Here is a 13253-nt window from a genome sequence, read left to right as displayed (position 1 = left end):
CCGGCGCCGCCAATGCAAATGGCCCGCGCGACGCATCCGCATTAATCGCCTAACAGAAGAAGCGGACGAAGCAGAATACGGACGCACCCGAACCGGCGAATCCGCCCGGCCATTTTAATGGCCATAATGAACCAAATAGTATTATTAAAACATCGCTGAAAAATATACCGGAAATGGCCAATAAGCCGGATTGCCATCCGGCAAAATCGACCAACGCGATTACGAACGCCGCCCCGGGCAAACGCCCGTGCCACGTGCCGTACAGGCCGTCATCAGCAGCGGAAATGCTCGATATCCTGGCCTGCGTGCTTATAACGCAGAAGCCAGCTCGGCATTTCGCCTTCCCCGTTCCAGCTATTGCCAAACGCATCCCGGTACTTCGGTTGCCGTTGGCTTTCGGCTATTGATGACTCAAGATCTTCGAGCGTAATGCCGTACTCTTCCATGCGGTGTTGAATCCACAGGATGAGCCGTTCGCGCGCCTCACCGTCGAGGTCGAACATCGGTTAATTCCTCTCGCATCGCCAAGGGCAAGGTGCCGATCGATATCGATTCGTCTGCCCTGAAAAGACAAAGGCTTCGCTCGTACTGCGAAGCCTTGCTGCACTGATGAGGTGGTCTGGGCTGTGGAACCCGTGACCGGTTCGGAGGGGATTGCGGTCCGCTGCTCCGCTCGCCAGAATCGCCGCTATGGGTGTGCGGCTGTTTGCTGCAAGCGGAACCGATCATACCTTGCGCGAGCCGCCCAGATCAAGCGGTTTCCGGCCTGCGCGGCCCGTTGCGGGCACGCGCAGGCACCTCCTCACGACGCCGACGCGCGGCGCTTTTGCGCCCCTTTGCGCGCTGTGCCATCGGCCTCGGACGACGCCTCGCCAGCCGACGCCGCCTCGCTTTTCACCGCGTTTTCCACATCGCCTTCCACCGCGTTCGCCGACGCATTCGCCACGCGCGCGAGCACCGGCTTGAGCGCCACGCCCGTATGGCTCGCGGCCACCTTCACGAGCCCTTCCGGGTCCGCCGCGCCGACGATCGTGCCGCCGCCCACGCCGCCTTCCGGCCCGAGGTCGATGATCCAGTCGGCTTCGGCGATCACGTCGAGATCATGCTCGATCACGACGACGCTATGCCCGCCATCCGCGAGACGATGCAGCACGCGAATCAGCCGCGCCACGTCCGCCATATGCAGGCCGACGGTCGGCTCGTCGAGCACGTAAAGCGTGTGCGGCGCCTTCTGCCCGCGGCGCGTGATGTCGTCGCGCACCTTGGACAGTTCCGTCACGAGCTTGATGCGCTGCGCCTCGCCGCCCGAGAGCGTCGGCGACGGCTGGCCGAGCGTGAGATAGCCGAGTCCGACGTCCTTCATCAACTGCAACGGATGCGCGATGCTCGTGATCGCGCCGAAGAACTCGACGGCTTCGTCGATCTCCATCGTCAGCACTTCGCCGATATTGCGGCCGCGCCAGCTCACCGCGAGCGTTTCCGGGTTGAAGCGCTGGCCGTGACAGACATCGCACGGCACCTTCACGTCCGGCAGGAAGCTCATGCCGATCGTGCGCACGCCCTGGCCCTCGCAGGCCGGGCAGCGTCCGTCGCCGGTATTGAACGAGAAACGCGAGGCGCTATAGCCGCGCGCGCGCGCTTCGAGCGTGTCGGCGAACAGGCGGCGAATCGCATCCCACACGCCGATATAGGTCGCGGGACACGAACGCGGCGTCTTGCCGATCGGCGTCTGATCGACTTCGAGCACGCGGTCGATGCTTTCCCATCCGCTGATCGATTCGCAGCCTTGCCACGTATGCGCAACGTCGAGCTTCGGCTTCGCGCTCGTGCGCGCGAGCACGCTCGAACGGCGCTCCGCCGCGCTCGGCGCAGTCTCTTTCGCCGCCTTGCGCGCGCGCCGCACCGCCGGCGACGACAATACCGAACGGCCCACCGCGTCGAGCAGATTCGAGAGCAGCACGTCGCGCGCGAGCGTCGACTTGCCCGAGCCGCTCACGCCCGTGATCGCCACGAGGCGGCCAAGCGGAATGTGCGCGGTCACGTTGCGCAGATTGTGCAGCTTGCCGCCATGCACCGTGAGCCATTGCTCGGGCACGGCTTCGCGGCCCGCGCGCGCGGCCTTCACTTCGCGGCGCGGTTGCAGCGGATGCACGATCGGATGCGCGAGATAGCGGCCCGTGAGCGAGTCCGGCTGCGCGGCGAGGTCGGCGACCTTGCCTTGCGCGACCACGCGTCCGCCGCGCTTGCCCGCGCTCGGCCCGATATCGATGATGTGATCGGCGCGGCGAATCGTGTCCTCGTCGTGCTCCACGACCACGAGCGTATTGCCCTTGTCGTTGAGACTGCGCAGCGCGTCGAGCAGGATCTGGTTGTCGCGCGGATGCAGACCGATGGTCGGTTCGTCGAGCACGTAGCACACGCCCTGCAGATTGCTGCCGAGCTGCGCCGCGAGACGAATGCGCTGCGCCTCGCCGCCCGAGAGACTCGGCGCGGCGCGATCGAGACTCAGATAACCGAGCCCGACTTCTTCGAGGAATTGCAGACGGCTGCGGATTTCGCTGATCACGTCGCGCGCGATCTGCGCGTCGCGGCCATTGAGTTCGAGCGATTCGATCCAGCGGCGCGTTTCGCCCACGGTCCATTGCGCGACATCGACGATCGGCTGTTCATCGAACGTCACCGCGCGCGCGACCGGATTCAGGCGCGTGCCGTGGCAATCCGGGCACGGTTCGTCGACCATGCCGTCCGGCTCCTGCTCCTCCGACGGCAAGGTCTGTTCGCGGCCGCGATCGTCGGCGGACATCACCGTATCGTCGTAGACCGCGCGTTGTTCGCGCGTGAGCGCGAGGCCCGTGCCCACGCAGGTCGTGCACCAGCCATGCTTGCTGTTGTACGAGAACATGCGCGGATCGAGCTCGGGATAACTCGTGCCGCAGACCGGACACGCGCGCCGCGTCGACAGCACCTTCACTTCGCCGATGCCGAGCGTCGAGCCGCCGTTTTCGAGCGCGCCGTCGAGACCGTCGAGCGGCGCAAGCAGATGCACGACGCCCTTGCCCGCGTCGAGCGTCGCGTCGAGCAGCGCGCGCAATTGTGCCTCGTTTTCAGGCTCGATCAGGAGATCGCCGACCGGCAATTCGATCGTGTGCTCGCGGAAACGGTCGAGCTTCGGCCACGGCGCGACCGGCACGAATTCGCCGTCCACACGCAGATGCGTGTTGCCGCGCCCCTTCGCCCACTTCGCGAGATCCGTATAGACGCCCTTGCGATTCACGACGAGCGGCGCGAGCAGACCGACATGCTGGCCGCGATGCTCGCGCAGCAGTTGCGCGACGATCGCATCGACGCTTTGCGACGTGACCGGCGTGCCGTCGTGCACGCAATGCTGCACGCCGAGCTTCACATAGAGCAGACGCAGGAAGTGCCAGACTTCCGAGGTGGTCGCGACCGTGCTCTTGCGGCCGCCGCGCGACAGACGCTGCTCGATCGCGACGGTCGGCGGAATGCCGTAGACCGCATCCACTTCGGGACGGCCCGCGGGCTGCACGATCGAACGTGCGTAGGCGTTCAGCGATTCGAGGTAACGGCGCTGACCTTCGTGGAAAAGAATGTCGAACGCGAGCGTGGACTTGCCCGACCCGGACACGCCGGTAATCACGTTGAAACGGCCGTGCGGAATGTCGACGTCGAGCGCCTTGAGATTGTGCTCGCGCGCATTCACGATGCGCACCACGTCCTCGCCCTGAATCTCGCGGCGCGCCTGCGCGGCACGCAAGGCCGTCTGCAACGCGACGCCCTCTTCCTCGGCGACGAGCACGCCATTCGCGCTGCCGAGCGCGGCTTCGTAGCGTTCGAGCGCCGCGCCCGTGTGCGAGCGCGGGCAGGCGATCACGTCCTCGGGCTTGCCGACGCAGACGACTTCGCCGCCCGCATCGCCGCCTTCGGGACCGAGATCGATGAGCCAGTCGGCCGCGCGGATCACGTCGAGATTATGTTCGATCACGAGCAGCGAATGGCCGCCCGCGAGCAGCTTGCCGAACGCGCGCATGAGCTTGGCGATGTCGTCGAAATGCAGGCCCGTGGTCGGTTCGTCGAACATGAACAGACGGCCGCCCACGCTCTTTTCCTTGCCGCGCGACTGCGCCGTTTCCGCAAGAAAACCCGCGAGCTTCAGACGCTGCGCCTCGCCGCCCGACAGCGTGGGCACGGGCTGGCCGAGCTTCACGTATTCGAGGCCCACGTCGACGATCGGCTGGATCACGCGCAATACTTCGGCATCCTGACTGAAGCACTGCGCCGCCTCGCTGACGGTCAGGTCGAGCACGTCGGCGACCGACAATGCACGGCCGCCGCGCTCGATCTTCACTTCGAGCACTTCGGGGCGATAGCGGCTGCCGTCACAATCCGGGCAACGCAGATACACGTCGCTCAGGAACTGCATTTCGATGTGCTCGAAGCCCGAGCCGCCGCAAGTCGGGCAGCGGCCTTCACCCGAGTTGAAACTGAACATGCCCGCCGTATAGCCGCGCTGCTTCGCGAGCGGCGCCTTGGCGAACAGCTTGCGGATCTCGTCGAACGCGCCCACGTAGCTGGCCGGATTCGAACGCGCGGTCTTGCCGATGGGCGACTGATCGACGAACACGGCGTCGCTGATCTGCTCGGCGCCGCTCAGGTTTCGGAACACGCCCGGCGATTCGGTGGCCTTGCCCAGATGGCGCGCGAGCGCCGGATACAGCACGTCCTGCACGAGCGTCGATTTGCCCGAACCCGAGACGCCTGTCACGCAGACGAGACGTTGCAGCGGAAACTCGACCGTCACGTCGCGCAGATTATGTTCGCTCGCGCCTTCGAGCAGCAGCGTCGGCGTTTTCGCATCGACGGGGCGGCGCTCCCAGTTCGAGGCATCCGCAACGGCGCGATGGCCACCCAGATATTCGCCCGTCAAGGTGCCGGACGAGCGGATGTCGTCGGGCGTGCCGTCGTAGACGATTGAGCCGCCGCGCTCGCCCGGACCCGGGCCCATGTCGATCAGGCGGTCGGCCGCCAGCATCACGGACGGATCGTGTTCGACGACCACGAGCGTGTTGCCCGCGTCGCGCAGGCGCTGCATCGCTTCGACGATGCGGTTCAGGTCGCGTGGATGCAGGCCGATGCTCGGCTCGTCGAGCACGAACAGCGTCTTCGTAAGCGAGGTGCCGAGCGCCGTGGTCAGGTTGATACGCTGCACCTCGCCGCCCGACAGCGTGCGGCTCTGGCGGTCGAGCGTGAGATAACCGAGGCCCACATCGCACAGATATTTGAGGCGCGTACGCACTTCGGCGAGCAGCAGCTTCAGCGCGTCGTCGAGCAACGTTGAGGATAGCGAAAGATCGTCGAAGAAGCGGCGGATGCGCTCGATCGGCAGCAGCATGACATCGTGCAGCGTGAGGCCCGGCAGCGCTTCGAGTTGCGCGCGCGTCCAGTCCACGCCGTGCGGCATGAAACGCGCGGCGGGCGCGAGCACTTCGTCGGCGTTCTGCTGGCTGCCCAGACGCCATTGCAGCGCTTCGGTCTTCAGGCGCGCGCCGCCGCAGGTTTCGCACGGCGTATAGCTGCGGTACTTCGAAAGCAGCACGCGGATGTGCATCTTGTACGCCTTCGATTCCAGATACTGGAAGAAGCGTTTGACGCCGTACCACTGCGTTTGCCAGCTGCCCTTCCAGTCCGGCGCGCCGTCGATCACCCAGTCGCGCTGCGCCTGCGTCAGCTCCGACCACGCCGTATCGCGCGGAATGCCCGCCTTCGCGGCGTAGCGCATCAAATCGTCCTGGCACTCCTTCCACGCGGGCGTTTGCAGCGGCTTGATCGCGCCGCCGCGCAGGCTCTTGCGCGCGTCGGGAATCACGAGACCCCAGTCGACGCCGATCACGCGGCCAAAACCGCGGCACGCATCGCAGGCGCCGTAGGCGGAGTTGAACGAGAACAGCGCCGGTTGCGGATCGGCATAACGCAGATCGCTGTCCGGGCAATGCAGGCCGGTCGAGAAACGCCAGATCGTCGGCTCGGGTTTCGTATCGGAAACCTCGGCTTGTGCATCCGTTTCCGATACGACATAAATGTTCACGCGCCCCGCGCCGCGCCTGAGCGAGGCTTCGATGGCCTCGACCACGCGGCTCTTTTCAGCGTTCTGCAAGCGGAAGCGGTCGGCGACCACATCGAGCACCTTGCGCGTGCCGTCGGCCGTCTTCACTTCGCGCTGCGCCTGCACGCGCGTGTAACCGCTCGCCGACAGCCATTGCGCGACCTCTTCCTCGGTGGTCGTGTCCGGCAGTTCGACCGGGAACGTCACCACGAGACGCGGATCGCCCACCGCCGTGCGCGCGAGCAGTTCGGCGTAGATCGTTTCGGGCGTGTCGTGGCGCACGGGCTGCGCGGTCACGCGGTCGAACAGATTCGCGGCGCGCGCGTAGAGCAGCTTCAGGTGGTCATTCAGCTCGGTCATCGTGCCGACCGTCGAGCGCGAGCTACGCACCGGATTGGTCTGGTCGATGGCGATGGCGGGCGGCACGCCGTCCACGCGATCGACCTGCGGACGGTCCATGCGGTCGAGAAACTGGCGCGCGTAGGCGCTGAACGTTTCGACGTAACGGCGCTGGCCTTCCGCGTAAAGGGTGTCGAACACGAGACTCGATTTACCCGAGCCGGACGGCCCGGTGACGACCGTCATTTCGCCGGTGTGCAGATCGAGATCGAGGTTCTTGAGATTGTGCTGGCGGGCACCGCGGATACGGATGGATCGGTTATCGCTCACTTGCGCTGGCATTCCGGCTGGATCACTCGCGGGGGCCGGGCGGCGGCGCGGCCCGGCAGCTTGCAGCCCGACGCAGCGGGCTGAGTGTTTGAGATTCTACTGTATATTTATACAGCATGCTGGACGCGCGCCGGGGGCGCCGCCAGGCCCGGTTTGTGGCGCGTCAAGCCTGCCGAACGGCCTACGCCGTTTGAATCGGCGTAGGCCGGGCGGCTCGGTTTAGTTGCGTTGCGTCGCGCTCCACATCGTCTCGTAAGCCGACTCCATGCCGCGCGCGAATCGCGCGCCGTCCATGAGAGGCGACGCCTCCATGCGCGCGCGCAAGGCCGCCCGCAGGTTCGCCAGGCGCGGCAGATCGCTCGCGAGATCGGCCACGATCTGCACGAACGCCGCGTCCGACAACGCGGCCAGTTCGTCGAGACCCAGATTCGCCAGCTGCGACAGTCCCGCCCGTCCGGCGCAGGTCGTGCCGACGCGCGTGACCACCGGCACGCCCATCCACATGGCGTCGAGGCTCGTGGTGTGGCCGTTGTACGGCAGCGTATCGAGCGCCAGATCGATCTCGTGATACGTGCGCAGATAGGCGTCGCGCGGCTGGAACGGCACGAAACGCACGCGCGACGCCTCGATGCCGTGACGCGCGAGACGGGCGAGCAAACGCTCGCGCGCCTCGCCTTGCGCGGCCATCAGCAGCAGACGTGCCTGCGGCAAGGCCGCGAACACGCCGGACCAGAGCGCGAGCGTCGCCTCGGTGAGCTTGCACGGATTGTTCAGGCTGCCGAGCGTGAGGTGTCCCGCCTGCGCGGCGGGCAGCGCGTTGACGGCGGGCTCGCTCGTGAGCGGGTCATAGCACCAGAACGTGTCGGGCAGACGGTGCGTGCGTTCGGTGTAGTGGTGTTCGTGCGGCTGATCGTGCGACTGGCCGTGCGCGACGTCGCCGGTTTGCGGATCGAGATGTGGATCGGTGAGCCGGTAACCGATCGCATCGAGCCCCGTCGTGCCCGGATACGCGAGCCACGCGACCTGCACCGGCGCGGGCTGGCGCGCGAACAGCAAGGGACGGCCATCGGCCATATGCATCGCGAGATCGACGAGGATATCGATGCCGTCCGCGCGAATGCGCGCCGCGAGCGCCGCGTCGTCGAGCGGGCGAACGTCGTGCCAGACGTCCACGTGTGCCGCGAGACGCGCGGTGGTGTCGTCCGGGCGCACGACGCTCGAATACGCGTGAATCTCGAAGCGGCTTCTATCGTGATTCGCGAGCAAAGGCGTCATGAACAATGCCTGGCAATGCTCACGAAAATCCGACGACACATAACCGATCCGCAGCCGCCGCCCTTGCGCGCTGCGCGGCGCGTGCGCAATGCGTTCGGCACGCAACGGCGCTTCGTGCTGCGCGGCGAAGCGGCGCGCTTCGGCGGCAATTTCCTCGCCGTCGAACGATTGAAACGACAACGCATACAGCAGATTGCTATGCGCGGTGAGATTGCCCGGATCGCTCGCCACCGCCTGCCTGAAGCACGCGACGCCTTCGTCCAGTTCGCCGCAATCCTTGAACACGTTGCCGAGATTGTTGAGCGTGGGCGAATGCCGCGGCGCGAGCGCGAGCGCCTGGCTCAACAGCGCGCGTGCCGCGTCCTGATGCCCGAGCGCGCGATGCAGATTGGCCGCGTTGTTATAGGCATCGACGAAATCGGGCCGAGCCTGAATGGCCGTTTCGAACGCATCCATCGCGGCCTTGTGCTCGCCGAGCTCGCGGCACACGTTGCCGAGATTGTTCGCGGCCTCCGCGTGCGCGGGGTCGAGCGCGAGCGCGCGCCGATACTGCGCCTGCGCCTCGCGTTGCTGCCCGAGCGCGTGCAGCGCGTTGCCGTAGTTGTAAGCCGCCGGCGCGAAATCGGGCGCGAGGGCCACCGCGCGCGCGAGCACGTCGGCGGCTTCCTGGGTCTGCGCCTCGTCCATCAGCAGCGCGCCGAGGTTGACGAGCGCGGCCGCCGATCCGGGCGCAACCGCCACCGCCTCGCGCAGCAAGGGCAGCGCCTGCGCGCGTTGACCTTGCGCTTGCAGCAAGGTGCCGAGATTGGTGAGCGCATCGGCGTTGCCGGGCTGCGCCGCGAGCGCACGCGCGTACGCGGCCTGCGCGAGCGCAGGTTCGCCGAGCAGACGGCGGCAATTGCCGAGATTGTTGAGCGCGTCGGCGCGCTGCGGATCGCGCTGCGCCACGCCTTCCCACGCGAGCGCGGCGTCGCGCACGGCGCCCAGCGCCTGCAACGCGCTGGCGAGGCCGAACCAGTGGTCGGCGTCGGCGGCATCTTCGTCGATCAGGCCGCGATAGGTCGACGCGGCCTCGGCATGCCGCTGCGCGAACGCCAGCGCCTGCCCCAGCGCCTCGCGATAACGCCGGTTGCCAGGTTCGATCTCAAGCGCTTTCGTCAGCCGCTCGATAGCGTCCTGAAAGCGATTTTCCTGAATGCCGATGACCGCAAGCCGGAATTGCGCGGCGCCATGCGCCGGATCGATGCCGACGATCTGCGTGTAAAGCTCGCGCGCCTGTGCGAGCTGGCCCGCAATATGCTGTTCATGCGCGCGCTGAAAAAGTTCTTCGGTCTGCATCCAGGTAAGCCAGTCGATGTGCAATGCCTCGATTGTAATCGGACGCCGTGGCGGCTCAGGAATCCGCCGGAATGACAATTTTCAGCGCCGGCAATTTAATTCGGAATCCGATTCAAATATCACCGCCATAAATTTCCTATTCACTTTCGTTAATAAACATCGAATTCGAATTTCGTTGATTTCGCATGCGCAAGCTCAACGCATTGCATTGTGCTTTTCGGCACACTGCCTACGTGTTGAAAGCGTGTCCGCCATGGCAAAACGCAGGCACGCATGCACGATGCATGCACCGCTTTCGCGCTTTACCCCCATCAACAGGAGCCCGACGATGAGCAAGACTATGCAAGCCGCGGTGGTTCGCGCGTTCGGAAAACCCCTCGTGATCGAGGAAGTGGCGATTCCCGAACCGGGCCCCGGCGAAATCCTCGTGAAGATCGAAGCGTGCGGCGTCTGCCATACCGACCTGCACGCCGCGCACGGCGACTGGCCCGTGAAGCCGGAACCGCCCTTCATTCCGGGGCACGAAGGCGTGGGCTACGTCGTGGGCGTGGGCAGCGGCGTCAAGCACGTGAAGGAAGGCGACCGCGTGGGCATTCCGTGGCTCTACTCGGCTTGCGGCCATTGCGAACATTGTCTCGGCGGCTGGGAAACGCTCTGCGAACAGCAGAAAAACACGGGCTATTCGGTCAACGGCGGCTTCGCGCAATATGCAAAAGCCGACGCCAATTACGTCGGCCTGCTGCCCAAGGGCGTCGATTTCATCGACGTCGCGCCGGTGCTTTGTGCGGGCGTCACAGTCTACAAGGGCCTCAAGGTCACCGACACGCGGCCCGGCAACTGGGTCGTCATCTCGGGCATCGGCGGGCTCGGCCATATGGCGGTGCAATACGCGCGCGCGATGGGGCTCAACGTGGCGGCCGTCGACGTCGACGACGCCAAGCTCGAACTCGCGAAGCGTCTCGGCGCCACCGTCACCGTCAACGCGAAAACCACCGACCCGGCGGCGTATCTGAAGAAGGAAATCGGCGGCGCGCATGGCGTGCTCGTCACGGCGGTGTCGCCCATCGCGTTCTCGCAGGCGCTGGGCATGGTGCGGCGCGGCGGCACGGTGTCGCTGAACGGCCTGCCGCCCGGCGACTTCCCGCTGCCCATCTTCGACATGGTCTTGAGCGGCGTCACCGTGCGCGGCTCGATCGTCGGCACGCGCCTCGACCTCGAAGAGTCGCTGATGTTCGCGCAGGAAGGCAAGGTCAAGGCCACCGTGAGCACCGACAAGCTCGATAACATCAACGACATTTTCGCGCGTATGGAACGCGGCGCGATTGAAGGCCGCGTGGTGCTCGATTTCGCGAGTTGAGTGAACACGCGACGCACGCATTCGCTACGTTAAAGCGTTCGCGAATAAAAAAACGCCGGGCACGAAAGCCCGGCGTTTTCATTTCAGCGCAGCGATATCAAGCCGCGATATCCACGCCATTCAGCAACTTGACGTCCACGGGTTCGGCCAGCCAATCGCCGATCTTCGCGCGGAACGCCACGTAATGCGGGCTGTCGCGATGCGCCTTGATGGCCGCTTCGTCCGCATAGGTTTCGTAGACGTGAAAGCCCGGCGTGCCGTCCGCGCGGCGCAGCAGGTCGTAGCGCAGATTGCCCGGCTCACGGCGCGAATGAACCACCATATTGCGCAGTTCCGCTTCGAGGTCGCCGACGTGTTCGGCCTTCGGCGTAATGCTTGCAAAGATGTAGATGCTCATCGTTGTTTCCTGTCGTCAACGAAGTTTCCGATCGGCACATTGCCGACCGGTGCGAGGCGCGCTCAGGCCTTGTAGCGTTCGAGCCAGTGCGCGTACGGTGCGGGCAGCGTCCAGGCCGCGCGCTCGACGTTGAGCTGCTGCGCGGCGAAGTACGGCCAATGCGGGTTGGCCAGATGCGCGCGGCCGACCATCACGAGATCGAGTTGCTCCGACGCCACCGAACGCTCGGCCAGTTCCGGCGTCCCGATGCCCCACGCCGACGAGACCGGCAGGCCGGTTGCGCGGCGCACCTTCTGCGCGATCGGCGCGAGGAACGCGGGCGCCCACGGAATCTGCGCGGCGGGCGTCGAAAAACCGACGCTCACGCTCAGCATATCGAGGCCTTCGCGCCTGAAATTCTTCGCGAGTTCGATCGACTCAGCGAGCGTCTGCTCGTCGCGGCCATCGTACTCGATCACGCCGAAACGCGCCGTCAGCGGCAGATGTTCCGGCCAGACCTTGCGCACGGCGGCGAGCGTTTCCAGCAGGAAACGGCTGCGGTTTTCGAGGCTGCCGCCATAGGCGTCGTCGCGCTGGTTCGAATGTTCCGAGAAGAAGCTTTGGCCCAGATAGCCGTGCGCGAAATGCAGTTCGAGCCATTCGAAGCCCGCGTCGAGCGCGCGCTTCGCGGCGGCGACGAAGTCCTCGCACACGCGTGCGATGTCGTCGAGCGTCATTGCCTGCGGGATCTTCGGCAGGTTCGCGCCGAACGGAATCGCGGACGGCGCGATGGTCTGCCAGCCGCGCGCATCGCCTTCGGGAATATGGTCGTCGCCTTCCCACGGACGGTTCGCGCTCGCCTTGCGGCCCGCGTGCGCGATCTGGATGCCCGGCACCGAACCGGCCGCCTTGATCGCCTTCACGGTCGGCACGAACGCCTGGGCCTGCTCGTCGTTCCAGATGCCCGCGCAGCCCGGCGTGATGCGGCCTTCCGGCGACACGGCCGTGGCTTCGACGATCACGACGCCCGCGCCGCCGCGCGCGATCTGCGCGTAATGGACGTGGTGCCAGTCGTTGATCACGCCGTCGTCGGCCATGTACTGGCACATCGGCGGCACGGCGATACGGTTGCGCAGAGACACGTCCTTGAGCTTGAACGGTTCGAACAATGCAGACATCAACAGCTCTCCTGTGTCGACCCGGCCGGCGCACGAGCGCCGCTGCGGGTCACATGAAAAATGGGCTCAACCGGGCGCGGCTCGCAACGGGTGCGAGGGGCGCGGCGCTCACCCGCTATCAAAGCGAAAAACACGCAAACGCCCCGCCGCGTCGCGCGCGGCACATGGCGTTGCCGAAACAAAAGGGAAATCGAGGTCGAAGGCGGCGCGCGGACGAATCAGGCGCCGCCTTCGTTACCGGCTCACTGGCGCTTGAGCGCCGCGAGCAAGGCTTCGGCGACCGGCTCCGAGGAAGCCGGGTTCTGGCCCGTGATGAGCAGCCCGTCGACGGCGACGTGCGGCGCCCAGTCGGCGCCCTTGGTGTAGAGGCCGCCGTGGTCCTTGAGCATGTCCTCGACGAGGAACGGCACCACATCGGTCAATCCCACGGCGGCTTCTTCGCTGTTCGCGAAACCGGTGACCGACTTGCCGGCCACGAGCGGCTTGCCGTCGGCGCCCTTCACGTGGCGCAGCACGCCCGGCGCGTGGCACACGGCCGCGACCGGCTTGCCCGCCGCGAGCGTCTTTTCGATCAGCGCGATCGAGACCGGATCTTCGGCGAGATCCCAGAGCGGACCGTGGCCGCCCGGATAGAACACCGCGTCGAAAGCGCTCGCGTCGATATCGGCGAGGCGCTTCGTGCTGGCCAGTTCGGCGCGCGCGGCGGCGTCCGCATCGAAGCGGCGCGTGGCGTCGGTCTGCGCGGACGGATCGCTGCTTTTCGGGTCGAGCGGCGGCTGGCCGCCCTTCGGCGAAGCGAGCGTGAGTTGCGCGCCGGCGTCGCGCAGCGCGTAGTACGGCGCGGCGAATTCCTCGAGCCAGAAGCCCGTCTTCTTGCCCGTGTTGCCGAGGTCTTCGTGCGAAGTCAAAACGATCAGTACCTTCATCGGCGTTCCTTGT

General features: G+C 66.0%; 7 protein-coding genes. 1 reads left to right on the top strand and 6 read right to left on the bottom strand.

Features of this window, described 5'->3' with window-relative positions; translation table 11 throughout:
* Window positions 1–272 precede the first annotated feature (272 nt).
* From U4Y88_RS32565 to U4Y88_RS32555, 3 genes are all read right to left on the bottom strand, one after another.
* The gene (locus tag U4Y88_RS32565; protein ID WP_224014899.1) at window positions 273–503 is read right to left on the bottom strand and encodes an H-NS histone family protein; all 231 of its coding nucleotides are present in this window, start codon (window positions 501–503) and stop codon (window positions 273–275) included.
* A 299-nt stretch (window positions 504–802) separates the two neighbouring features.
* Window positions 803–6802, bottom strand: coding sequence for an excinuclease ABC subunit UvrA (uvrA, locus tag U4Y88_RS32560; RefSeq protein WP_415774529.1), 6000 nt, complete (start codon window positions 6800–6802; stop codon window positions 803–805).
* Window positions 6803–7009: 207 nt separating this feature from the next.
* Window positions 7010–9403: a tetratricopeptide repeat protein gene (locus U4Y88_RS32555; RefSeq protein ID WP_321788967.1), complete on the bottom strand. Its 2394-nt coding sequence runs from the start codon at window positions 9401–9403 to the stop codon at window positions 7010–7012.
* A 328-nt stretch (window positions 9404–9731) separates the two neighbouring features.
* Here U4Y88_RS32555 and adhP point away from each other — a divergent pair, with 328 nt between their 5' ends.
* Window positions 9732–10760: an alcohol dehydrogenase AdhP gene (gene adhP, locus U4Y88_RS32550; protein WP_224014905.1), complete on the top strand. Its 1029-nt coding sequence runs from the start codon at window positions 9732–9734 to the stop codon at window positions 10758–10760.
* Window positions 10761–10857: 97 nt separating this feature from the next.
* On the opposite strand, the gene U4Y88_RS32545 is transcribed toward adhP, so the two are convergent.
* The 3 genes from U4Y88_RS32545 to U4Y88_RS32535 all read right to left on the bottom strand — a co-directional run bounded on the left by U4Y88_RS32545 (window position 10858) and on the right by U4Y88_RS32535 (window position 13240).
* Window positions 10858–11157, bottom strand: a complete 300-nt coding sequence (locus U4Y88_RS32545) for a putative quinol monooxygenase (protein ID WP_321788965.1) — start codon at window positions 11155–11157, stop codon at window positions 10858–10860.
* Between the two features lie 62 nt (window positions 11158–11219).
* Window positions 11220–12314 (bottom strand): NADH:flavin oxidoreductase/NADH oxidase, encoded by a 1095-nt coding sequence (locus U4Y88_RS32540; protein WP_321788963.1) that lies wholly within the window; start codon window positions 12312–12314, stop codon window positions 11220–11222.
* Window positions 12315–12556: 242 nt separating this feature from the next.
* On the bottom strand, window positions 12557–13240 hold the full coding sequence (locus U4Y88_RS32535; protein ID WP_321788962.1) for a type 1 glutamine amidotransferase domain-containing protein: 684 nt from the start codon (window positions 13238–13240) through the stop codon (window positions 12557–12559).
* Window positions 13241–13253: the final 13 nt, after the last annotated feature.

Source organism: Paraburkholderia sp. J94, assembly GCF_905220285.1.
GTDB lineage: Bacteria > Pseudomonadota > Gammaproteobacteria > Burkholderiales > Burkholderiaceae > Paraburkholderia > Paraburkholderia tropica_A.
Note: the sequence above shows the minus strand (reverse complement) of the source record. Positions and strands in the feature narration are given on the sequence as shown.